This window comes from Pseudomonadales bacterium, assembly GCA_041395945.1.
GTDB lineage: Bacteria > Pseudomonadota > Gammaproteobacteria > Pseudomonadales > Azotimanducaceae > SZUA-309.
Genome location: JAWKZN010000001.1, coordinates 3,331,823 through 3,355,623 on the forward strand (window position 1 = coordinate 3,331,823; position 23,801 = coordinate 3,355,623).

The 23,801-nt window shown below is 61.6% G+C and carries 19 protein-coding genes; 10 read left to right on the forward strand and 9 right to left on the reverse strand.

Features of this window, described 5'->3' with window-relative positions; translation table 11 throughout:
- Positions 1-20: 20 nt before the first annotated feature.
- The 3 genes from R3E82_15315 to R3E82_15325 form a co-directional block, all read right to left on the reverse strand.
- A complete protein-coding gene (locus R3E82_15315) occupies positions 21-1,556 on the reverse strand; it encodes an MFS transporter (protein MEZ5552253.1) in 1,536 nt (511 codons plus the stop codon).
- Positions 1,549-2,481 (reverse strand): sugar phosphate isomerase/epimerase, encoded by a 933-nt coding sequence (locus R3E82_15320; protein ID MEZ5552254.1) that lies wholly within the window; start codon positions 2,479-2,481, stop codon positions 1,549-1,551. The genes R3E82_15315 and R3E82_15320 overlap by 8 nt, the downstream gene beginning before the upstream one ends.
- A gap of 70 nt (positions 2,482-2,551) precedes the next feature.
- Positions 2,552-3,478: a DUF1080 domain-containing protein gene (locus R3E82_15325; GenBank protein MEZ5552255.1), complete on the reverse strand. Its 927-nt coding sequence runs from the start codon at positions 3,476-3,478 to the stop codon at positions 2,552-2,554.
- A gap of 143 nt (positions 3,479-3,621) precedes the next feature.
- Between R3E82_15325 and R3E82_15330 the strand changes: the two genes are divergently transcribed.
- The 6 genes from R3E82_15330 (at position 3,622) to R3E82_15355 (ending at position 13,068) form a co-directional block, all read left to right on the forward strand.
- Positions 3,622-5,322: a GMC family oxidoreductase gene (locus R3E82_15330; protein ID MEZ5552256.1), complete on the forward strand. Its 1,701-nt coding sequence runs from the start codon at positions 3,622-3,624 to the stop codon at positions 5,320-5,322.
- Between the two features lie 12 nt (positions 5,323-5,334).
- Positions 5,335-6,009 carry a gluconate 2-dehydrogenase subunit 3 family protein gene (locus R3E82_15335; GenBank protein MEZ5552257.1) on the forward strand — a complete coding sequence of 225 codons (675 nt, stop codon included), beginning with the start codon at positions 5,335-5,337 and terminating at the stop codon, positions 6,007-6,009.
- A gap of 119 nt (positions 6,010-6,128) precedes the next feature.
- Positions 6,129-7,739, forward strand: a complete 1,611-nt coding sequence (locus R3E82_15340) for an arylsulfatase (protein MEZ5552258.1) — start codon at positions 6,129-6,131, stop codon at positions 7,737-7,739.
- 244 nt (positions 7,740-7,983) lie between these two features.
- A complete protein-coding gene (locus R3E82_15345) occupies positions 7,984-9,063 on the forward strand; it encodes an efflux RND transporter periplasmic adaptor subunit (GenBank protein ID MEZ5552259.1) in 1,080 nt (359 codons plus the stop codon).
- The gene (locus tag R3E82_15350; GenBank protein MEZ5552260.1) at positions 9,060-12,176 is read left to right on the forward strand and encodes an efflux RND transporter permease subunit; all 3,117 of its coding nucleotides are present in this window, start codon (positions 9,060-9,062) and stop codon (positions 12,174-12,176) included. The genes R3E82_15345 and R3E82_15350 overlap by 4 nt, the downstream gene beginning before the upstream one ends.
- 4 nt (positions 12,177-12,180) lie before the next feature.
- Positions 12,181-13,068: a sulfotransferase domain-containing protein gene (locus R3E82_15355; GenBank protein MEZ5552261.1), complete on the forward strand. Its 888-nt coding sequence runs from the start codon at positions 12,181-12,183 to the stop codon at positions 13,066-13,068.
- A gap of 71 nt (positions 13,069-13,139) precedes the next feature.
- Here the strand turns inward: R3E82_15355 and R3E82_15360 are convergent, their stop codons facing one another.
- The 4 genes from R3E82_15360 to R3E82_15375 form a co-directional block, all read right to left on the reverse strand.
- Positions 13,140-14,024 (reverse strand): neutral zinc metallopeptidase, encoded by an 885-nt coding sequence (locus R3E82_15360; protein ID MEZ5552262.1) that lies wholly within the window; start codon positions 14,022-14,024, stop codon positions 13,140-13,142.
- Positions 14,025-14,202: 178 nt separating this feature from the next.
- Positions 14,203-14,454, reverse strand: coding sequence for a hypothetical protein (locus R3E82_15365; GenBank protein ID MEZ5552263.1), 252 nt, complete (start codon positions 14,452-14,454; stop codon positions 14,203-14,205).
- A 99-nt stretch (positions 14,455-14,553) separates the two neighbouring features.
- Positions 14,554-14,766 (reverse strand): bacteriocin, lactobin A family protein, encoded by a 213-nt coding sequence (locus R3E82_15370; protein MEZ5552264.1) that lies wholly within the window; start codon positions 14,764-14,766, stop codon positions 14,554-14,556.
- A 227-nt stretch (positions 14,767-14,993) separates the two neighbouring features.
- On the reverse strand, positions 14,994-16,511 hold the full coding sequence (locus R3E82_15375; GenBank protein MEZ5552265.1) for a long-chain fatty acid--CoA ligase: 1,518 nt from the start codon (positions 16,509-16,511) through the stop codon (positions 14,994-14,996).
- Between the two features lie 120 nt (positions 16,512-16,631).
- Here R3E82_15375 and R3E82_15380 point away from each other — a divergent pair, with 120 nt between their 5' ends.
- Positions 16,632-18,173 (forward strand): PQQ-dependent sugar dehydrogenase, encoded by a 1,542-nt coding sequence (locus tag R3E82_15380; protein ID MEZ5552266.1) that lies wholly within the window; start codon positions 16,632-16,634, stop codon positions 18,171-18,173.
- Here the strand turns inward: R3E82_15380 and R3E82_15385 are convergent, their stop codons facing one another.
- Positions 18,174-18,698, reverse strand: coding sequence for a DUF1993 domain-containing protein (locus R3E82_15385; GenBank protein ID MEZ5552267.1), 525 nt, complete (start codon positions 18,696-18,698; stop codon positions 18,174-18,176).
- 268 nt (positions 18,699-18,966) lie between these two features.
- On the opposite strand from R3E82_15385, the gene R3E82_15390 reads away from it, so the two are divergent.
- Positions 18,967-19,908, forward strand: a complete 942-nt coding sequence (locus tag R3E82_15390; GenBank protein ID MEZ5552268.1) for a hypothetical protein — start codon at positions 18,967-18,969, stop codon at positions 19,906-19,908.
- Positions 19,905-20,726, forward strand: coding sequence for an enoyl-CoA hydratase-related protein (locus R3E82_15395; GenBank protein MEZ5552269.1), 822 nt, complete (start codon positions 19,905-19,907; stop codon positions 20,724-20,726). The genes R3E82_15390 and R3E82_15395 overlap by 4 nt, the downstream gene beginning before the upstream one ends.
- A gap of 65 nt (positions 20,727-20,791) precedes the next feature.
- Here the strand turns inward: R3E82_15395 and R3E82_15400 are convergent, their stop codons facing one another.
- Positions 20,792-22,102: a cytochrome P450 gene (locus tag R3E82_15400; GenBank protein ID MEZ5552270.1), complete on the reverse strand. Its 1,311-nt coding sequence runs from the start codon at positions 22,100-22,102 to the stop codon at positions 20,792-20,794.
- 159 nt (positions 22,103-22,261) lie between these two features.
- Here R3E82_15400 and R3E82_15405 point away from each other — a divergent pair, with 159 nt between their 5' ends.
- Complete coding sequence (locus R3E82_15405; protein ID MEZ5552271.1) at positions 22,262-23,632, forward strand: M20/M25/M40 family metallo-hydrolase; 1,371 nt, start codon at positions 22,262-22,264, stop codon at positions 23,630-23,632.
- Positions 23,633-23,801 lie beyond the last annotated feature (169 nt).

The following is a 23,801-nucleotide window of genomic DNA, read 5'->3' on the forward strand; positions in this document are numbered from 1 at the left end:
GCGCGTCGTGGAAGTGCATCCTAGGAAGACGTTTCGGTCGCAGATCCACCCGCCAACTCCTCGGGCCGGTAACCGCCACGACGCCGGAAATAGAGCATCAGCAGCAGATAGGTGCCGAGCATGATCAGGGGCAGAACGATCACGGATCGCAGTGCGGCACCTTTACTGTCCGTGACCGCCCGGGCGATTTCCCGGCGGGTGGTTTCATCCGCAGCAGCCACGGCGGCCTCGTCCAGAGACAGATAAGTGCCGAAGAGGCCGCGTCGCTCCTGGGTGAAATAGGTGTCATGAAGGTGCGTGCCCTGTACGGCATCCCGATCCGCCAGAGCAACTCCGGTTGCTGTGTCCTGAACCGCTCCGAGAAATACCGAACCCACGATGCCCACCGCCAGCATGCCCGCACCGGCGACGACGTTGATGGCGACTGCACCGCCTTTCGGAAACTGTTCAGCAGCCAGGCCGAGTGTGGTGGGCCAGAGGAAACTCTTCCCGACACCATAGATGGTCGCTGCGACCAGCAGACCCATACCGGTGGCTTCCGAAAGACCGTACAGACCCACCGCCGCTATCGCCGAACAGATGGCCAGCAGACCCAGGGGCGAGAAACGATGCACCAGCGGGCCGGCGGACAGCCGCAGGCCCAGCATGAGCGCGGAGGTGTAGACGAGCACCCAGCCCGGATGCAGACCCATGGCCACCATCTGCGGTTCGAGCAGAGAGGTGATCCAGCTGTCGGTGCCGAGTTCTGTCGTTGCCAGGGGCACCATCAGAATCAGCAGCAGGATGAACAGCGGTCGCCCGGGTGCGCGTGCGTAGAAGGCATAAGCGGCAGTCATTACCGCGATCAGGACGATCTGCAGGGCAATCGGCAGTGCGAACACCCGGCCGATCTCGATCACCACCAGTGCAGAGACCACCAGTGCACTGAGATAACCCGCTTCTGCGAGCATGGCCCGGTAGCTGACGCCGGCCGCAACACGCTCGTGCACGGGCAGGGACTGACGCAGCAGGAGAGTCGAATAGGCAAGCACAGGCAGAATCACCAGTCCGATTTTCCAGCGCCAGTCCACATCCGCACCTACGGCAATGGCGAGCAGGCCACCCAGCACCAGGCCGCCTGGCCAGCCCGCATGGAGCATGTTGATCCACTTGGTCTTGTCGGTACGGTATGCGGTGGCGATCAGAGGATTCACCGCCGCCTCCACCGCACCATTGGCCAGGGCCAGCACAAAGGTGCCGATATACAGTGACCAGTAGCCATCGGCGAACAGGGTGATCAGGGTACCGCCGAGGTGGCCGGCTACCGCAAACCACAACACAATCCGATAGCCGATCCGATCGATGACCAGGCTCAGCAGCGCGATGCTGATGGCAAACGGCCAGAGGCCGACGCCGAGCAGTTCACCCTTCTGGGTCGCGGACAGGGAGAATTCCCGTCCCCAGTCATCGATCACGAACGCCCGCAGTACGAAACAGAAAGCGGTGGCGACCAGGGCAGTGAAACAGGTGATGAAAAGCCGTGTGGCGACGGGGTCGGCAGGGGTGCGTTCAGCCACGCGCCTGCTCCGCAGCCAGTCCGGTCAGATACTCGAAACTCGCTCGCGCGGCTGCCAGAGGGAGCATTCTGAAATGCTCCTGCTCGACAAAATAATGGGCCAGGCGACCGGGATTCACCGCAGCAAACACTGCTGCCCAGTCAATGACACCGGAGCCGACGGGAGTGGTTTCAAAGCTCGGGCCCTGGATTGAGAGCAGGTCCTTGATGTGCAGCAGGGTCACCCGACCTCCCAGCTGGCGGATGTAGTCGGCCGGATTTTCACCACCCGCTGCCACCCAGGCGCAATCGAGCTCCACATCCACCAGCTGCGCATCCGCTCGTTGGAGCAGTACGTCGAAGGCCCGGACCCCGTTGTAGTCGACGAACTCCATCGCATGATTGTGATAAGCGCAACGCAGGTCGGAGGCTGCCGCTGCCTCCGCAACGCGGTTCATCTCGTCACCATTCCAGCGCCAGTCATCCAGCGTCAGGCCGCCCCGCATAATGGCAGCCCCCGGGCCGCCCGGCTCGCCAGCCAGTCGCGCCACATCGGGTGTGCCTGGAAAGGAACAGACCAGATGCTCGACACCCAGAGTCTTAAGATCTTCGATCTTCTGGCCCAGATCGGTCTGCAGCGCAAACATGCTGTAGTGGGCGGCTGTTGCTCTGAGTCCATGCGCATTCAGCAGGCGGGCGAACTCGTGTGCGGACCGTTCATGCAATCCGGCAAGTTCAATTTCGCGATAACCGATCGCGGCAAGCGCGGCGAGCGTACCGGCAAGGTCGGCGGACGCCTGCTCACGCACCGTGTACAACTGGATGCCGATCGGTCGACCGAGCGGGCCGGAAGTCGCAGCACCGGCGTTTACCCGTGGCGGAATCGGCAGCGCCGTGGCCGCCAGCAGCGCGCCCGATATGGATACAAATTGCCGTCGCGAGATCATGCCCTTCTCCCCGGGATACTTGATCAGCGTCTCTCCTGCTGACCGGTTTCGATGCCTGCCGGCGCAATGCTTACTGGCGCGGCTGCCCCGCCACCAGACAGGCGCTGCTGTCCGATCTGACAAAGTGCTTTCTGTAGTTGCGGTCTTCGGGATTCATACAACCTTCGAGATTGAGCAGCGCCACCCTGCGGAATTCAATCGGCGCGGATTCGCTCTGCAGTGCAATATAGCCGGTATCGAGAAGCCGGCCGTCCGGCTTCTCGGCCGGATCGAAGTTGTGTACTACACCGCCACCAATCTGGGGCAGCTGATAGGCCAGCACCAGCTCGCCGTTGACCCGGTGACTGATCTGCGCTGCGCCGAGCACTTCGACTTCGACACTCACCCACTGATCGCCGTCCTGCGTCGGCGCGTCTGCAACCAGACAGTGCTGAGGGTAGAGGCCACCGCGAAAGACGATCTCGGTCCCCGGGGTACATACGCTGGCCGTCGGACGAGGGGTACCATCACCGAGCCCGCCGAGAAACTGGGCTTCGATCGAGATCGGGAAATCCTGGTCGAGGAGCATCGATTGTGGAGACTGGGCGTGCACCATCACGCCGCTGTTGCGCACCGCCCAGGCACCCGGACCACCGGGGGCCTGTACACCGGTAAAACGATAGTCGATGCGCAGACGGTAGTAGGAGTAGGGTCTTTCGTAGAAGAGGTGGCCGAAGCGCTGCTCGAACGCCGCATAACCTGCATAGTCGACCTTGAGCACTCCACCTTCGACCCGGAATGTGTCGGCATAGTTGTCACCCAGCACATGGCCGGTGATTTTCGGCGTCCAGCCATCGAGATTGCGGCCATTGAAGAGTGGGATCCAGTCTTCGGTCGACCCGCCAGTACTGCCACCGGACAGATCCGAAGCGGCCGCAAACACACTGGTGGTGCCAGGCCCGCTGAACATTCCGGCCACGAACAGCAACACACTTACAGTAGAAATGAATTGCGACAAGCACCCCTCCCCGGTTTGTCACCCGATGCAGCGCACCGTTGTCCAGGGTGCACACATCGCACCCGGACGTTACCCGCTGGCGTCCGGGTGGGCAAGGCTCGACAAGCGGGTATACTCGCCCGACGGGGCAGGAGGGCAGAACTATGGCAGCGCAGGCGGCCAGCAGCCACGGCGTCTATGACGCCATCGTGGTTGGCACGGGAATTACCGGTGGCTGGGCGGCAAAAGAGCTGACCGAGCAGGGCCTGAAGACCCTGGTTCTGGATCGCGGTCGCATGGTGCGCCACGGCGACTACCCCACCGCAACCAGGGATCCCTGGGAACTGCCCTACGCCGGTCGCGCCACACCGGAAGACCTCGACCACTATGCCGTCGCCGCACGCACCGGGTATGCGGTGACCCAGGCCACCAAACACTGGCTGGTAGACGACACCGAGCATCCTTATACGGAAGAGAAGCGCTTCGACTGGGTGCGCGGCTATCAGGTGGGTGGCCGATCGCTCATCTGGGGTCGACAGAGCTATCGCTGGAGCGATCTGGATTTCGAGGCCAACGCCCGGGAAGGCATCGCCGTGGACTGGCCCATCCGCTATGCCGATATCGCCCCCTGGTATGACCATGTCGAGCGTTTTATCGGTGTCAGCGGTGCGGCCGAGGGACTCGCCCACCTGCCGGATGGTCAGTTTCTGCCACCGATGGCGCTCAACTGTGTGGAAGAAGATTTCAAGTCCCGGATCGCCAGCAGCTTCGGACGCCCCCTGACCATTGGACGTACCGCGCATCTCACCGCACCACTGGACCACAGCCCTGAGCGGGGAATCTGCCGCAATCGCAACCTGTGCATGCGCGGCTGTCCCTACGGCGCCTACTTCAGCAGCAACTCGAGCACCCTGCCCGCCGCGGAGAAGACGAACAACATGACCCTGCGGCCAGACACGGTGGTACACGAACTGATCTACGACCCGAAACAGGCCAGGGCCACCGGTGTACGAGCCGTGGATGCCAGCTCAGGCGAGGTGCTCGAGTTTCACGCCCGGGTCATTTTTCTGTGCGCTTCCACCCTCGACTCCACTTTCATCCTGCTCAACTCCACTTCCGAGCGCTTTCCGGATGGCTTCGGCAACGACAGTGGCGAACTCGGCTGCAATGTCATGGACCATCACCTCGGCGCCGGCGCCTCTGCCACTGTAGAAGGCTTCGCCGACCGCTACTATTCCGGCCGCCGACCCAACGGCATCTACATCCCGAGATTCGTCAATCTGGGCACGGACAAACGCGACTATCTGCGCGGATTCGGTTACCAGGGCGGCGCCGGTCGTTCCGGCTGGACCCGGCTCATGAACGATGACGTCATGGGCGCCGCTCTGAAACAGCAGGCCATGGAACCCGGGCCCTGGCGGATCGGCATCGGCGGCTTCGGAGAAATACTCCCCTACCACGACAACCGGGTGCGCATCGATCCCCGCCGCACCGACATCAACGGCCTGCCGGTGCTCGCTTTCGACTGTGCGATACGCGACAACGAACTCGCCATGCGCAGGGACATGGCGGGGGAAGCGGCCGCCATGCTCGATGCTGCCGGTTATCGGAACGTGGAATCCTACGATCGCCCCTACGGTTTCGGCCTGGGCATCCACGAAATGGGCACAGCCCGGATGGGGCGGGATCCCGCGACTTCCGTGTTGAACGCCTGGAATCAGGTCCACGCAAGCCCGAATGTGTTCGTGACCGATGGCTCCTGCATGACCTCGGCCGCCTGCCAGAATCCTTCCCTGACCTACATGGCGCTCACCGCCCGGGCCGTCCACCACGCGGTGGACGAACTCAAACGCCTGAATCTGTAGAGGTCGAGTGATATGAACACCGAGCAGCCACAGGCCACCTCGTCTGCAGACCGACTGCTGCAGCCCATCGACCGGCGCGAGATGCTGCGCCGTGTCGCGCTGATGTTCGGCGGCGCGCTCTCAGCACCCGCGGTGCTCGGCGTCCTCAGTGGCTGCAGCACCGAAGCGCCAGCGGCAGATGCCGTCAACCCACCCGCTCTGCAGCTGCTGACCCCGGCCCAGTACGAAATCGTTGCCGCTGTCGCGGATCTCATGATTCCCGCAACCGATACACCCGGTGCACTTGATGTGGGTGTGCCGGTATTCATAGACCGTATGTTGCAAGGCGTTTACGCAGTCGAGCACCAGCAGCGATTCCTCTCAGGACTTGCCGCGCTGGTCGAGGCGGCAGAGACACAGACCGGCCGCGCTTTCCTGGATCTCTCCGGAGAACAGCGGCAGGGGCTGGTCCAGGCGACGCTCAGCGAGGCGCTCGCTTCGAACAACGGCATGCCGCCCGCCTGGGAGCAGCGCCCCTTCATCCTCATGGTTCGGGAATTGACCCTGCTCGGCTTTTTCACCTCCGAAATCGGCGCCACCCGGGTACTGCAGTACGACCCTGTACCCGGTGCGTTTGAAGCCTGCCTGCCCCTCGCCGCAACGGGCAATGGCAGAACCTGGGCTACGGATACGAGTCTGCCATTCTGAAGGGTGCGCGGCGCTGTCTGTGGCAGCAAGCCCGCCATCCTGAGCAGGGCCGCATCGATCGCAAGCGCGCGCGGTCGAGCCGCCCCATGAATACACTCTGAACAAGGAGGGGATTGCCCATGGAATCAGTACACCCGATTGCAGCTCTGTGTCGACGGCTGCCGATAGCGGCTGTGCAGACCAGGACCTGGTTGACCACAACCCTGCTGATCGCAGCGCTGCTGACAGCGGGCAGCGTGTTGGCCGCAGATCGACCCAACATCCTGGTGATCTGGGGCGACGACATCGGCATCTGGAATCTCTCCGCCTACAACATGGGCGGCATGGGCTATCGCACACCGAACATCGATCGCATCGCCCGGGAAGGCATCATCTTCACCGACTACTACGGCGAGCAGAGTTGCACCGCGGGCCGCAGCGCCTTTGTCACCGGTCAGCATCCGGTGCGCACGGGCCTCACCAAAGTGGGCACTGCCGGCGCCGATCTCGGTCTGCAGCCGGAAGACCCGACCCTGGCGGAACTGTTGCGACCCCTGGGCTACACGTCCGGTCAGTTCGGCAAGAATCATCTCGGAGATCAGGACCGCTTCCTGCCGACCAATCACGGTTTCGATGAGTTCTTCGGCAACCTCTACCATCTGAATGCCGAGGAAGAACCCGAACACCCCGACTATCCCGCCAATCCCGGCTTCCGCGAGAACTTCGGACCCAGGGGTGTGATTCACTCCTATGCGGACGGCCGGATCGAGGATTCCGGCCCGTTGACGAAGAAGCGCATGGAGACCATAGACGCGGAATTCCTCGGCGCCGCTGTCGACTTCATCGATGGTGCTCACGCCGCGCAGAAACCCTTTTTCGTCTGGTTCAACTCCACCGCCATGCATTACTACACCCACCCTGATCCAAAGGCGCTCGGTAAATCCGGTCAGGGTTTCTATAACGATGTGATGATGCAGCACGACGAGCAGGTCGGCACCCTGCTGGCCAGGCTCGATGCGCTGGGTATCGCTGAGAACACCATCGTGGTCTATTCGACCGACAACGGTCCCCACTTCAACACCTGGCCGGATGCGGCAATCACACCTTACCGGGGTGAAAAGAACACCAACTGGGAGGGCGGCTTCCGGGTACCCGCCATGGTCCGCTGGCCGGACCGCTTTCCCGCCCGGACTGTATCCAACGAAATCATGTCCCACCTCGACTGGGTGCCCACGCTCATGGCTGCAGTCGGGGAGCCGGCAATCAAAGAGAAGCTGAAGAGCGGGTATCAGGCAGGGGGCAAACGCTTCAAGGTGCACCTGGATGGCTACAACTTTCTCCCCTATCTCTCCAATCCGGAGAGCGGGAACGGGCCCCGCAGGGAATTCTTCTATTTCAGTGATGACGGCGATCTGGTGAGCCTGCGGGTGGGAGACTGGAAATCCCTGTACGCCGAGCAGCGCGCGCATCGTTTCGACGTCTGGCGCGAACCTTTCGTGAAACTGCGGATCCCCAAGCTTTTCAACCTGCGCAGGGATCCATTCGAGCGCGCGGATACGGATTCGAACGCCTACAACATGTGGTGGGACGAGCGCACACCGCGACTGCGGGAAGGCATGGTGTGGGTGCAGCAGTTCCTTTCCAGTTTTGCGGAATTCCCCCAGCGACAGCGACCGGCAAGCTTCACCATCGACCAGGTGATGGAGAGATTCCAGCAGCAGCAGCTGATGCTGCAGCAGCAGGCGCGCTAGGAGAGAACACCGGGTTCTCTCTGCAGGTGGACCCGGGCGGCTGCGGACCACCCGGACCGAACCTATACGTCTGCCCGGAGTCCAACCTCCGGCCCTGATTCCCGCAACCCGGCCTTGACCGCGCGAATCCTGGCGAGAATCATGCGTCGCCAATCACGCAACACTTAATCGGCGCCCGCTCCGGCGGCGCCGGGGAGTCCCGACAGCGCCTCAGGATCTCCCCAGAATCAGGAATTTGTCCCCCATGCCCGTCCGCTCCCTCCTCCTTGCCGCATTCCTCTACCCCGCCTGGGTCATCGCAGCCCAGGGTCCGCCGCCTGCCGCCGTGCTGCTGGAGCCGGTCCGTTCCGGCCCGATTGCCGATCCCCTCGAGGCTCTGGGTACACTCCGTGCCAACGAGACTGTGCGGATCACCGCCCAGGTTTCCGATGTGATCGCCGCGATCCATTTTCGGGATGGGCAACGGGTCAAGGCCGGTGCGCTGCTGGTGCAGATGTCGGATGCGGAAGAAGCCGCCCTGCTGCTCGAAGCCCAGTCCCTGGCGGATGAGGCCGAGCGCCAGTACCAGCGCGTACGCTCCCTCGTGGAGCAGGGCACCGCTGCCAGGTCCCTGCTTGACGAGCGCCAGCGGGAATCCCAGACCGCTCAGGCACGGGTCACCGCAGTGCGCTCGAGACTGGAGGACCGCATCATCACCGCACCCTTCGCGGGCGTGGTCGGTCTGCGCCAGGTGAGTCCCGGTGCGCTGGTCGCTCCCGGTGAACTGATCACCACACTGGTCGACGACAGCACCATGAAGCTGGATTTCACCATCCCCTCCCTTTACCTCAGTTCGGTGTCTGCAGACACCGTGGTACAGGCCACCACCCAGGCCTTCCCGGGAGAGACATTTACCGGCATCGTTTCCTCTGTGGACAGTGTGGTCAACCCGGTGACCCGCTCGATCACGGTGCGTGCCCTGATTCCCAATACCGATCACCGGCTGGTGCCCGGCATGCTGATGACCCTCGAACTGCAGCGCGGTCAGCGCCAGGCGCTGCTGATTGCGGAAGAGGCCATTGTCCCCCGGGGTGACCGGACCTTTGTCTACGTCGTCAACACCACTGCAGAGCAGCCGACCGCCGAGCAGCGGGAGGTGCAGCTGGGTGCACGGCTGCCCGGACGGGTGGAAGTCATTTCCGGGCTCACCGAGGGCGAAATGATCGTCAAGCACGGCACCTTCAAGCTGCGTCCCGGTGCTCCGGTGAGAATCCGCGCCGTGGACGATGGCAGTGAACCGATTTCAGAGCTGATCACCAGTAAACCGGCAGGACCCGCCCGATGATCATCACGGATCTCTCCGTACGCCGTCCGATCCTGGCATCCGTCCTCTCGATGCTGCTGCTGTCCTTCGGTCTGATCGCCTTCGATCGTCTGCCGCTGCGGGAGTATCCGGACATCGACCCGCCGGTAGTAAGCATCGAAACCCTCTACCGGGGAGCAGCCGCCACCGTGGTGGAAACCCGCATCACTCAGCCCATCGAAGATCGGATCGCCGGCGTCGAAGGTATCGAGTTCATCGAGTCCGCGAGTCAGGACGGACGCAGCACCATTACCGTGGAATTCAATATTGGCCGGGATATGGACGCGGCCGCGAACGATATCCGCGACCGGGTTTCCAGCATCGTCTCCGACCTGCCCGTGGAGGCGGATCCGCCGGAGATCCGCAAGGTTGACTCCAACGAAGACGTGATCATGTGGATCAATCTGGTGAGTGACCGGATGACGGTTCCGGAACTGACCGATTACGCCGAGCGTTACCTGGTGGATCGATTCTCCGTACTCGACGGCGTGGCCAGGGTCTTCATCGGTGGCGCCCAGCGCTACGCCATGCGTATCTGGCTGGACCGCATGGAACTCGCCGCCCGCGGTCTCACAGTTGCCGACGTGGAGAGTGCACTGCGTGCCAGCAACGTGGAGCTGCCGGCCGGCAACGTGGAATCCCAGGCCAGCCGCTTCACTGTGCGAGTCGATCGAAACTTCGAAAGCCCGGATCAGTTCCGGCAGCTGGTGATCGCCACCGGATCGGACGGTTACCTGGTACGACTCGCCGATGTCGCCCGGGTCGAACGCGGCACCGAAGACGATCGCAGTTTCTTCCGCGGCAACGGAGTCCCCCAGGTGGGTCTCGGCGTTGTGCGCCAGTCGACGGCCAATCTGCTCGACGTGGCCCGGCTTGCCAAAAAGGAGACCGAGTTACTCGGCCCCAGCCTGCCCCAGGGCATGGAGTTCCGCATGAGCTACGACTCATCGGTGTTCGTGGAAGGTGCGGTGACCGAGGTCTATCGCACCCTGTTCATCGCCATCGGACTGGTGGTGCTGGCGATTTTTCTGTTTCTGGGCAGCTTCCGCGCCATGCTGGTGCCCGCTGTAACGGTGCCGGTGTGTCTGATCGCTACCTTCATACCGCTCTACGCCCTGGATTTTTCGGTGAATCTGCTCACCCTGCTGGCGCTGGTGCTCGCCATCGGGCTGGTGGTGGACGACGCCATCGTGATGCTGGAAAACATCCATCGCCGCATCGAGCAGTACGGCGAGACACCGCTGGTGGCCAGCTACCGGGGTGCCAGACAGGTGGGTTTCGCCATTGTGGCAACGACTGCCGTGCTGGCAGCCGTGTTCGTCCCGATCGCCTTTCTCGAGGGAGACACAGGCCGGCTGTTTTCCGAATTCGCACTCACCATGGCCGCGGCCGTGGTGCTGTCCAGCATCGTAGCCCTCACACTGGCACCCGCCCTCGCCTCAAAACTGCTGCGACCGGCCCTGGTGGAAAATCGGCTGACGAAGATGGTCGATCACAATTTTGACGTCGTGCGCGGCTGGTACAGCACAATGCTCAAATTCGTGTTGCGTTTCCCGGTAATCGCCGTAGTCGCCTTCCTGCTGCTGGTGGCTGCCAGCGCCCTCCTCTACCGCGTCCTGCCCCAGGAGTACGCACCAAACGAGGATCGGGGCAGCTTCTTCACCTTCGTGCAGGGGCCGGAGGGGGCCACCTTCGAATACATGAAGCCTTATATGGACGAAATAGAGCGTCGTCTCACACCCTATATCGAAAATGGCGAGATACAGCGCCTGCTGATACGCACCCCGGGTGGATTCGGCGGGGTGCCGCGTTACAACAGCGGTATCGCGGTGATCGTACTCTCTCCCTTTGGCGAACGGCGCTCCGGTGATGTGATCCTCAGCGAGATCCGCGGCAGGCTTGCGGATCTGCCGGGGGTGTTCGCCTTCCCCGTGATGCGCCAGGGATTCGGGTCTTCCGCCGACAAGCCGCTGCAGTTCGTAATCGGCGGTGGATCCTACGAAGAGCTGGCCGCCTGGCGAGACATGCTCATCGACGCGATCAACGCCGACAACCCGGGCTTCATCGGCCTCGACTGGGATTACAAGGAAACCCAGCCCCAGATCCGGGTGCAGATCGACTACAACCGCGCCTCGGACCTCGGAGTGTCCATTGCCGACATCGGCCGCACCCTGGAAACACTGCTGGGTTCGCGCCGGGTAACCACCTATATCGAGGGTGGGGAGGAGTACGATGTGATACTTGAAGGCGAACGCAGTACGCAGCGTACACCGTCCAGCATGGAAAACATTTATGTCCGGTCCAGCACCAGCGGGGAGCTGATTCCTATTTCGAATCTGGTACGTCTGGAAGAATTCGCAGACTCGAACAGTCTGAACCGCTACAACCGGGTTCGCGCCATCACCCTCGAAGCCAGCCTCGCCGAAGGTTTCACCCTCAATGATGCCGTGCAGCATATGGAGGGCCTGGTGCGCAGCGAACTGCCTGAAGGTGTCGTCATTGACTACAAAGGTCAGACGCTGGATCTGCGCAATGCCAGCAGCTCCATCCTCTTCGTGATGCTGCTGGGGATCGCCGTTGTGTTCCTGGCACTGGCCGCACAGTTCGAAAGTTTCAGGCATCCCCTGATCATCATGCTCACGGTGCCACTGGCGATTGCCGGCGGGCTCGCCGGTCTCTGGCTGACAGGCAACACTATCAACATCTACAGCCAGATCGGACTGGTGATGCTGGTCGGTCTGGCTGCCAAGAACGGTATCCTGATCGTGGAGTTCGCCAATCAGCTCCGCGATGAAGGATTGGAATTCATGGATGCGCTGGTCACTGCCTGTGAGGTGCGACTGCGTCCGATCATCATGACAACCCTGACTACCGCGGCCGGTACACTGCCACTGATCTTTGGTTCCGGGGCGGGTGCCGAGACCCGGCATGTGATCGGCATCGTTGTGTTCAGCGGCGTGACGGCTGCAGCGGCATTCACTCTGTTCGTCGTCCCTGCCGCCTACCGTCTGCTTGCCCGCAATGCCGGCTCACCCCGGGCGACTTCTCAGAAACTCGACCAGCAGCTGGCCCAGCAGCCGGTCTCCGGAGGGTGATCCCATGAGCGAACTTCGCAGAGCCCGATCGATTCCCGAACTGCAGCAGAAAATGATGCGCATGTTCGCAGCAGCGGATCCGGACGCCGAGGCCTATGTGCCACAGCCAACTGATGTGGTTATCGCTCCTTTCGGAAAGTGCGGCACAACCTGGCTGCAGCAGATCTTCCACACCCTGCGCACCCGGGGCGATACCGACTATGATGACATCTCCCGCGTGGTCCCCTGGATAGAAACTGCCGCCGCGCTGCAGATCGACATCAATGCCCCGCAGCGTGCAGAGCCACGGGGATTCAAGAGCCATCTGTCCTGGGACGAAGTGCCGAAAGGTGCCCGCTACATCGTTTCCATACGCGATCCCCGGGATGCACTGGTATCGATGTTCAGGTTCATGGAGGGCTGGTTTCTCGAAGCCGGCGCGATCTCCATCGATGAATTTGCCACCGGGAACTACCTGCGAGGACCAGCGAAGCGCTACTGGGCCCATCTCGCGTCCTGGTGGAAGCATCGCGACGATGACAGCGTGCTGCTGCTCGCCTATGAACTGATGAATCAGGATCCCGAAGGCACCATCCGTCGTGTCGCAGACTTCTGTGGCATCGCGCTGGACGACGCGCTGCTGGCGATCACCCTGGAGAATTCATCGCTACCCTACATGCTCAAGCACAAGGACAAATTCGACGATCTGCTGATGCGGGAACTCAGCGAACGCTTCGCCGACCTGCCCCCGGGCAGTGATTCATCCAAGGTTCGGGAAGGAAAGGTCGGTGGCCACAAAGCAGTACTGAGCGCAGATGTACTCGCGGAGATGGACGAAATCTGGCGCACCGACATCGAAGCGCAATTCGGTTTTACCAGCTATCAGCAGATGGTCGATTCGCTTCGGCAGTAGCCCTGCCCCTGCAGACAACGGTATGGGTGCAAACCCGGGTGCCGAGGTAAACACCAGTCATATCGCTGTGGCTATCGGGCAGCGAAGGTGTCACAGGCGGAGGGATCTCCCGTCTTCAGACCGCGTTCGAGCCAGGACTGACGCTGCGCCGAGGAACCATGGGTGAAGGCCTCCGGGGTCACCCGGCGGCCCGCATTGCGCTGCAGGGTGTCATCGCCAATCGCCGCGGCGGCGGCGAGTCCTTCCGCCACATCCCCGGGTTCGAGCAGCGTCTGATCCCGGTTGGCATGGTGTGCCCACACCCCCGCATAACAGTCGGCCTGCAGTTCCATCGCCACCTGCAGTCGATTGGCACCCTGCTGATCTGTCTGCTGCTGACGGGCCCGGACCGAACGCGCAGTACCCATCAGGTTCTGCACATGGTGGCCTACTTCATGACCAACCACATAGGCCTGGGCGAAGTCACCGGCGCCCCCCATGCGGGCGAGCTCGGAAAAGAAAGACAGGTCGATGTAGAGCTTCTGATCCGGGGGACAGTAGAAGGGTCCAACCGCCGCTGAGTTGTAACCACAGGCAGATGCGACAGCGTCGGTGAACAGCACCAGGATCGGCGGCTGATACCGGGCTCCGCCCTGATCAAACAATGCACCCCAGGCGTCTTCCGTGCTGCCAAGTATGGCACTGATGAAATCCCCGCCCTCATCAGCGACAGGTGCCCTCGAGCCAGCGCGCGTTGGCTGGGTTTCCACGGCAGCCGGTGTCTGGATACCACCACCGAGCAGGTTCATCACCAGTTCGGGGCCGCCGAGCAGATAGGCAACCACCAGCACAGCGACGATACCGAGCCCACCTTTACCGCCAATCGGCAGCCGCAGGCCGGATGCACCACCTCTCACGGCCCGCTGGCCGCGTCGATCCTCGACGTTTGCGCTGCGCCGCAGCCCGCGCCATTTCACCGATCTTCTCCATCTCTGCCAGATGCTGACAGACTGTCTGAGTTCGAATGTTGGGACTTTACCGGATACCGCAGGGGAGTTGTGATGTGCACAGCCTGCAGAAGGGTCCGGATCTGATCGATACTCAGGATATGGCGCAGTGACTGGCAGTCTCAGTGAAGGTCAGGGCACTCTGCGCTCATTTGCGTGAATCCCGTATCCGGCGGGCAATTTTTCCCGCTGCGATCAGCAGCAGCCAGGCAAGCCCGACGAAGCCATACTTCATTCCTGCGAACGCCAGCAGTGTCGAGCGGAATGCTGGATCTGACTCGAAGTAAAGCAGCAGATCGGAGTTCAGTGAGACGGCTAGAAACACACTGAGAAGGAAAATGGGCGTGTTGATGCGCGGGCCCGGTTCGAATCGAGGGGGTCGATCCCGCGTTTCTTCCATGTCTATTCACCTCCTGCGCACACCTCCTGCGCACCGTACCTCGACACATCCAGCTCGAAGCCCGGGCGGTATCACACCGCCCAGGAGCAGTCTTCTACCTCAACTGTCTTCATCGTGGGCGAGACCGTAGCCAAATCCTACGGCAGCCCCTACGCCAGCTCCAACCCAGCCGCCAACCCGGGCACCCCAGACGGCTCCGGCAATGGCACCAGAGGCCACACTTGCCGATGCACCCATCAGTACACCGGCTGCTATCTGCGCCATCGATCCTCCGCTGACCTGTTCAATTTCCTGACCGGTAAGTTCCCGCATATGATTTCTCCAATTCAGTATCTGACAGTAACCGCCTCTGCCACCCTGCATCGGTTCTCCGGCTGAGTGGTGCAGTCAGTGTCACGGCACCGTCATCTCCCGGCGAGCAGCCGGGAGCACCACGCGACAGCAGAAGAGCACCCGCAGCTGTGTAAGAGAGTCTCGAACCGGCCCAGTTCATCCGCGAACTGCCGATCTGCCCGTACCCGTACCCGTACCCGTACCCGTCAGATGCTGACAGTCTGTCTGAGTTCGAACTTCAATACTTTGCCGGTCGCGTTGCGGGGCAGGGCTTCGACAAAAACCACGTGGCTGGGCTGCTTGAATCGGGCCAGCTTCGGGCGGCAATGAGCGAGGATGTCCTCTACGGTGATCGCCGCCTCCGGTTGCAGCGCCACCACCGCACAGCCCGTTTCTCCCCAGCGCTCGTCGGGCACACCGATCACAGCCACCTCCCGGATCTCCTCCAGTTCGTAGAGGACGTTCTCGATCTCTGCCGGATAGACGTTTTCGCCCCCGGAGATATACATGTCCTTGAGCCGGTCTTCGATAGAGATGAAGCCTTCGGCGTCCTTCGATCCGATATCGCCGGTACGCAACCAGCCATCCACGAAGGTTTCCGCGTTGGCTTCCGGCCGCCGCCAGTAGCCGGGCGTCACCACCGGCCCCCGACACCAGATCTCGCCGGACTCGCCCGGCGCAGCTTCCCTGCCATCTTCTTTCATGATGCGGATCTGTATGTGACGCAGTGCCTTGCCCGCGGAACCGACCCGCGCCGGTACATCCTTGCGGGCGAGCACACAGCAGCTCGCCACATTCTCGGTCATGCCATAGCCCTCCTGGATGACCACGCCGCGCCTGTACCACCAGTTGACCAGGGCTTCCGGCACGGCTTCGGCACCGGCCAGCATCACCCGGACACGGGAAAAATCCGTTCCCGGATTCTTCGGATGATCACGCAGCGCATTGAAGATCGCGGGCACCCCGAGAAAATGGGTCACACCCAGGTCCGCGCTGTCGAAAGCATCCAGCGCAGCGCCGGGATCAAAACTGCGCATGATCACCGCGGTGCCTCCCGCGAAGAGCGCCGGGCAGGTGAATACCTGCAACCCGCCGATATGAAAGAGGGGCATCACCGCGAGGCTGACCATGTCCTCGGTGCAGAACATGGCTGCGCCCGCGTTGAACTGTGCCCAGTGCATCATGCCGTGATTGATGATCACACCCTTGGGCAGGCCCGTGGTACCGGAGGAATACATCAGCATGCACTGATCCTCCGGTTCGAGCTCCACCATCTCAAGGATCGGATCCGCCTCCGCGATAGCGGCTTCAAAAGCAGACTCCGCACCCTGCCCTTCGGTCTCGATCGCATGATCGATCGTCACGGTCAGCGCATCCACGGTGTCGATGAGTGCGCGGTCGTGGATCAGCACATCCGGTTCGGCGTTGCCGATGATGTAGTCCAGTTCCGAAGGTGTCAGCCGGAAGTTCAGCGCCAGATGCACGGCCCCCAGCCGCCAGGTGGCGAACAGAATGTCCAGAGTGTCCACCGAGTTCAGTGCCAGCACACCGACCCGGTCACCGCGCCGCACGCCGAGCGTTTGCAGCCAGCCTGCGATCCGCCCGACCCGTTCATGCATCTGCGCATAGGTCTGTTGCCGCCCGCTGGGCAGCTCTACGGTTGCGGTCTTTTCCGGAAGATTGATCGCGTTGTGCGCGATCCAGTCGACAATCATTCCCTGCATCGGAAATTCCTCCTCCCTCTCTGAGGCAGGGTAGCGGATAGAAGCGGAAAAAATCCATCCAATCGGTGGCTCACAGGGCACTCTCCTGCTACAAGGGCAATCCCGGCCCGGGATTGGACCATGAAGAAAGGACCCTTCCTGAAGATCCTCAGCATTACGACTGCTGTGTTGATCCTCAGCAGTATCGGCATCTACTACGGTATCAGCCGGGCGCTGTCTTCAGATCCCTTCATGCCGCTGTATGTCGAGAACTGCAGCAGCTGTCATGGCGAAGACATGGCGGGCGGGGCTCTGGGCCGCCCACTCGTCGGCGGCGCGCTTGTGCATGGCGACACCGTCGCAGACCTGTCGGCGAGCATCGCCAGGGGATTTCCGCAGAAGGGCATGCCCGGCTGGTCGGACACGCTGAGCGAAGCCGAGATCCGGAGTCTCGCCATCCTGATCGCCGAACGCCGGGTGAATCGACGTTTCACGGACTTCAGAACGAGTCAGCCTCTGGAGATTCCACTCGAGCCGATCAAAACGGAACTGGCCACATTCCGCCTGGAGATCGTGGCGACCGGCCTGGATCCGTTCCCTTTTTCGATCGCACCGCTACCCGATGGCAACATACTGCTGACCGAGAAGAAACGCGGTCTGTCGGTGATCTCTCCGCACGGGGTGCAATCCGCACTGATCGAACACACCCCGAAGACCTCCGATGTGGGCTTCGAAGTGCTCGGTCTCGACTACGGCCTCGGCTGGCACCTGGATGTAAAGCCCCATCCCGATTACCCGCACAACGGCTGGATCTATCTGCTGCACACGGATCTGTGCAGCGGTTGCGGGGATGGGGAAGAGGAAGACGGCCTGATCCCCAAGACCATGAATCGTCTGGTCAGAGGCCGGATAAAAGACGGCGCCTGGGTAGATGAAGAAGTCATCTGGCGGGTTGCGCGGGAATTCTACACTTCGATGCCGGATATCGCCGCCGGTGGAAGGATCGCCTTCGACCCGGAAGGCTACGTTTTTCTCAGCGTCGGCATCAAAGCGTTGAGCAACTACCTGGGTGTACAGGATCTCGCCACACCCTATGGAAAGATCCATCGAATCCGGGACGACGGGGAGATCCCCACTGACAACCCGTTCATCGACACACCCGGCGCGCAGTCCAGCATCTGGAGCTACGGACACCGCAGTCCCCAGGGTCTCGAATTCGATCCAGTGAGCAGACAGCTCTGGGGATCAGAAATGGGTCCGCGGGGTGGCGACGAAATCAATCTGCTCGAAGCCGGCAGGAACTACGGCTGGCCACTGTATTCGAAGGGTGTGGACTACGACGGTACACCCGTCGAGTACTGGAAAGATCTCGGTATCGAGTTCAACCTGAATGACATCGAACAGCCGGTGGTCGATCTCACGCCATCCCCGGCCGTATCGAGCTTTGTCATTTACGACGCCGACCTGTTTCCAGCCTGGCGCGGCAGTTTCATCGTCGGCAGCCTGAAGGCCACCGAGCTGTATCGGGTCGTGATCGAGGACGGTGTCCACGTGCACACGGAGTTACTGCTCAGGGATCTCGCCCGGATCAGGGATGTCGAAATCGGCTACGATGGCCTGATCTATCTGCTGCTCGAACACGAGACCGGCAGTCAGATCGTGCGGCTGGCGCCGATGGTCTGACTACTGCGACTTCATCCGCAGCGCACCCAGATAATCCCTTTTGCCCAGGGGAACACCCTTCATTCGCAGAATGTCGTAGGCGGTGGTGGCATGGAAGTGGAGGTTCGGCAGTGAGAAAGTCAGCACGAAATCCTCGTTCACAAAAGGCATCTTCCGATCGCCGATCACGAAGGTTATGTCCTTACCTGCGAGCGCGTTCACTGTTGCAGCGGCGACTTTGCTCACCTCGGCACGGGTGTCCGCAATCAGCTTCTGGCTCCCGGCATAGTCGAGATCGGGCATGCTCGGAGGGGTCGAGATCGTGCCGGACTGCATGCCTTTGATCGTACCCAGCGAGTGGTGGACAACCGAGATGAGCTGAAAGCGCAGCGGCAGCATGTCGGAATACAGACTGGTCTCCATCAGATCAGCTGGATCGATATCATTCTTGTTACAGTGCTCGGCACCCTTCTTCAGAAAGCCTTCGACCGCGCCAAGCACCTGCAGATAAGCGGCGACACTGATGTCGTACATAGAAACAGCCATTTCCAGTTCTCCAATCGGTTGTTGAATTCATGTCTCTGAAGGTGGTTGCAATCCGCACCTCCCTCAGGCCGGGAGTAGCCACCCGTCTCATATCAGCATGGTATCCATCCGGCCACCATGCAATGCCTGCTGGCAATCGTATCAAAGTGCGCGCATCCGGCCGCCGGGAGTCGGAACCTGCCGCGGCCTGTGGCAACATAGCGGCGTGGACACTCCCGACCGAATTGCTGACACACCTCGAATCGCGAAGCTCCTGCGTGCGGGTCGTATGAGTACCCTGCAGACCGGAATCCGTCTGCTTTCCGCAGCCGTACTGCTGAGCAGCACCGTCCAGGCAGCAGATTTCATTATTCTCGAAGACGAGTGCAACGGCCAGCAGATGCTGATTCGAGGATCGATCGAACCTGGCGACGCAGATCGATTCTCCGCCCGGTTCGCAGGCTTCGTGAACAGCAACTCGCTGCCCCTGGTGCAGAACCAGGAACTGTTGTGGACACTGAAACTCGACAGTCCCGGCGGCGATCTGCAGGAGGCCATGGCGATAGGTCGGCGGGTGCGGGAACTCCTGGTCACGACGGAAGTAAATTACCGTTTCGTCCAGCGCCCCGACGGCGTCTACGACTTCGATCGAAAATCCGACGCCGTCTGCCTGTCCGGTGACGATCGCCTTGCCGGTTGTTCTCCCAGTGTGGCCGTCGCCGAATGCACGGGTGCCTGCCTGCTGATCTGGCTCGCTGGGGCCGACAGACGGGCGATCGAAGGACGGCTCGGCAACCATGGCCTGGCTTCCGGCAGCAGCCAGGCAGCCGACTATCTGAGTGACATGGAGATCGACCCGATCTGGATCAGTCGACTGCTGGAAGTGGAAGCTGACCGGGAGATCAATACCGCGGCAGGCGCACCCCGCAGTGATGGCTGGCTGGACTGGACCGGGAAAGGCGAACTCTCCGGCCGCACTCCGGCACTCGACACCCTGCTCGCCGATTGCCCCGCACCGCTCTCGGCTGCCCAGGCCATCGAGTCGGTGATGACCAGTTCTCCCGGGCACCGAGCCAGTCTTCTGGATCGTAATGAGGCCTACTGGAACTGCCGCAACACCCGGGTTGGGGAAGTTCGGGCAGGCGTGAACCAGTTACCGATGGTAACTGCACAGCACGACTCCCGAACCATCCATCCTGAATCCGCTTCTTCACATCCGGAGATCCCATGACCAACACCCGCCTGAAGCTCAGCATCGAAAACAGGATCGGACATCTGCAGCTCAATCGGCCGGATGAATACAACCGCATGCCACCGGCGTTCTGGACGGAATTTCCGGCAGCCCTGGAAGAAGCTGACAGTCGAGGCGACGTGCGCGCCCTGATCATCTCCTCCACCGGCAAGCACTTCACAGCCGGCATGGATGTATCCGTTTTTACCGGCCCCCGGGAGTCCTCCCTGGATCGCGGCCGCGCCGGGGAACGCGCACGACGCAATCTGGATCGGCTGCAGGGTGTCTTCTCCCGGCTCGAGTCGTTGCGCATGCCGGTGCTCGCGGCAATTCAGGGCGGCTGCGTCGGTGGTGGGGTCGACCTGGTGGCAGCCTGCGATATCCGTTACTGCACGGCGGATGCCTTCTTCTGCATTCAGGAAATCAATATCGGCCTGGCCGCCGATGTAGGTACGCTGCAGCGATTGCCGAAACTCATTCCGGAAGGTCTGATGCGGGAACTCGCCTATACCGGCCGGCGCCTTTCGGCCAGCGAAGCGCTGGAGCGAGGCCTGGTCAACCAGGTCTTCGACTCCCAGGAGGTCATGCTCGAGCAGGTCCAGGGTATCGCCGCCGAAATCGCCCGGAAATCACCGCTGGCCATCTCGAGCACCAAGCACCTGCTGAACTACGGGCGCGACCACAGTATCGCCGACACCCTGAGTTATCAGCAGCTGTGGATGGGCGCAGTGAGCCAGGGTGACGAGATGGCCGCCTACTTCAGATCCAAGCAGGCGGGCACCGATCCCGAGTACCCGGATCTGCCACCGCTGGACTGAACGGGATACACCGAGCTCATGCGTTGTTAACCCGACGCGCGCATTCACGCGCACCACCCGCGCGATCAGGCTTGCTTTGGATGCACACGCACCGGCAGATGGGTGATGCCGCGCACAAAGCTCGACAGCAGCCGTTCCGGTTTGCCCACGACTTCGACGAAATCGAAACGCTTCATGATCTCTTCCCAGACCACACGCAGCTGCATTTCGGCCAGACGGTTACCCATGCAGCGGTGAATGCCGAAGCCGAAAGACAGGTGGTGCCTGGCATTGGCACGGTCGATCAGGAACTCGTCCGGCCGATCAATGACTTCATCGTCCCGATTGCCCGAGATGTACCACATGAGCAGCTGTTCGCCGGCTTTGATGTGCTTTCCGCGCAGGGTGACATCTTCGTTTGCCGTGCGCCGCATGTAGGGGAGTGGCGTCTGCCAGCGGATGATCTCGGAGACCATGTTCGGAATGAGTTTCGGGTTTGCCCGGAGCTTGTCGTATTCGCCGGGATTCTCGTTCAGCGCTATGACCCCGCCGCTGATGGAATTGCGCGTCGTATCATTACCGCCAACGATCAGCAGGATGAGGTTGCCCAGGAACTCGAAGGGCTGCATGTCCTTCGTGTCCTTGCCGTGTGCCAGCATGGAGATCAGGTCATTGCCCGGTGCTTTTTTCACCCGGTCATTCCACAGTTCCGTGAAATAGGCGAGGCATTCGAGCATCTCACCCCGGCGCTGCTCTTCCGAATCGACGATGCCTGTCCCGGGCGCAGCAGTGGCCACATCCGACCAGCGGGTCAGCTTGCGGCGCTCCTCGAAGGGAAAATCAAAGAGGGTGGCAAGCATCTGGGTGGTGAGCTCGATCGACACGGTATCGACCCAGTCGAAGGTCTCACCCACCGGCAGCGCATCGAGAATGCGCCCCGCGCGTTCCCGGATGACCGGCTCGAGCTTCGCCAGATTGGAAGGTGCCACTACCCCGGTCACGGTCGCCCGCTGCAGATCATGCTTGGGCGGATCCATGGCAATGAACATGGACACAGCGAGCTCCTCAGGATCCGGTTCGAGACCCAGCTTCGGTCCTATACCGATGCCGTGTGCCGAGGAGAAGAGTTCGTGGTGTTTGTCGACATACATGATGTCGTCGAACTTGGTGATCGACCAGTAACGACCGGTGAAGGGATGTTCGTTCAGATGCACCGGATCCTCAGCACGCAGACGCCGGAAGAATTCGAACTGGCGATTCTGCTGGAAGTACCGGCCATCGATCATGTTGATCTCTTCAATGGGCACGGCATAGGGATCGACAGGCAGGGGTTTGTCGTTGAAATCCTCGGGTGTCGGCCGTCCGACTTTCGGTTTACTGGCAGTCTGCTCGCTCATCGAATACTCCTCCTGCAAAGGGTGGCCAGGGAAACGCTGTCGGTAGCATAGCGTACACCGGCAGCGGGAAACCGTGACGACAGACCCTAGCTGGCAAGATCTCTGCGATCTTCATATGCTGCGACTCTATCCAGCCCGAGCACCTGAACCATGAGAGCAATGGCCGCTTTGATCGGACTGACCTGCTTTTCGCTGCAGGCGGCAACGCCGGATCCTGTGAAATCCGAGGCACGGGATATGTTCGCCGACGTCATCGGCATGAAAACTTCCACGGGTCTTGGCCAGGTACCGACCATGGCCCGCTACCTGGCGGCACGCCTGCGTGATGCCGGTTTCCCGGACAAGGACATTCACATTCTCCCGCTGGGTGAGACTGCGTCTCTGGTCGTCCGCTACCGCGGAGACGGCACCGGCGGCAGACCCATCCTGTTCGCCGCGCATATGGATGTGGTCACCGCCAACCCGCAGGAATGGGAGCGCGACCCCTTCACCCTGGTCGAAGAAGACGGCTATTTCTTCGGGCGCGGCACTTCCGATATCAAGGCGGACATCGTCACCATTACCGCCACGTTCATGCGCCTGAAGCGGGAAGGCTTCACGCCTTCCCGGGATCTCATCATCGCCTTCACCGGCGACGAGGAAACCGAACAGGCAACGACCCGGGACCTGGTTGAAAACCATCGGGCCCTGATCGATGCGGAGTTCTGCCTGAACGGAGACGGCGGTGGCGGCGTTTATGCTGAAGACAGCGGTGCTGCGCGGCTGTTCTATCTTCAGGGTGCGGAAAAATCCTATGCCACTTTCAGCTTCACTGCGCGCAACCCCGGCGGCCACAGTTCGGAACCACGCCTTGAGAACGCCATCTACGACCTGGCGGATGCTCTGGGCGCATTGCAGTCCCACCTTTTCCCGGTGATGTGGAACGAATGGACTCTCGGCAGTTTCGCAGCCGCGGGTCCTGCGACACCCGGCGAGCTCGGAGCTGCGATGAGCCGCTTCGCCGGCAATCCCCGGGACACAGCAGCCGCACAGCTGCTGGCCGGTGAGCCTTCCTATGTGGGTCGCACCCGCACCACCTGTGTCGCAACGATGCTCAGCGGCGGACATGCGGAGAATGCGCTGCCGCAGACCGCCACCGCCACGGTGAACTGTCGCATCTTCCCCGGCACCAGCACCGAAGAAGTGCGCCTCGAGCTGCAGCGGGTCGCAGGAAGCAAGGTGGCGGTGCAGCTCGCCGGCCGCGAATTCGACTCGGTGGCATCCCCACTGCGCGAGGATGTACTGCATGCCGTGACCGAAGCGGTGCATGCCTCCCATCCCGGAATACAGATCGTCCCGGACCAGGCTTCCTACTACACCGATGGCAGTATCTTCCGCGCTGCAGGTATTCCGACCTACGGGGTGAGCGGACTGTTCATCAGAGACAGCGACAGTTTCGCGCACGGGCTGAATGAGCGCATCGAAGTCAGGGCCTTCTACGACGGCCTGACCCACTGGTATACGCTGATCAGTCTTCTCGCCGGGAAATGAGCTGGGGGATGAGACCGGGCGTGAGACGGAGAACAAAGCCGGCCTGAAAAGCCGGCAGCCACTTTCCGCCGGGCGGGAACATTATCCCACGCGTACTCAGGAATGAGTATGTTGAACTGAACGTCTCCCGGACCTATGGTTCGCCGCCACCAGACGGATCCATCGCGAG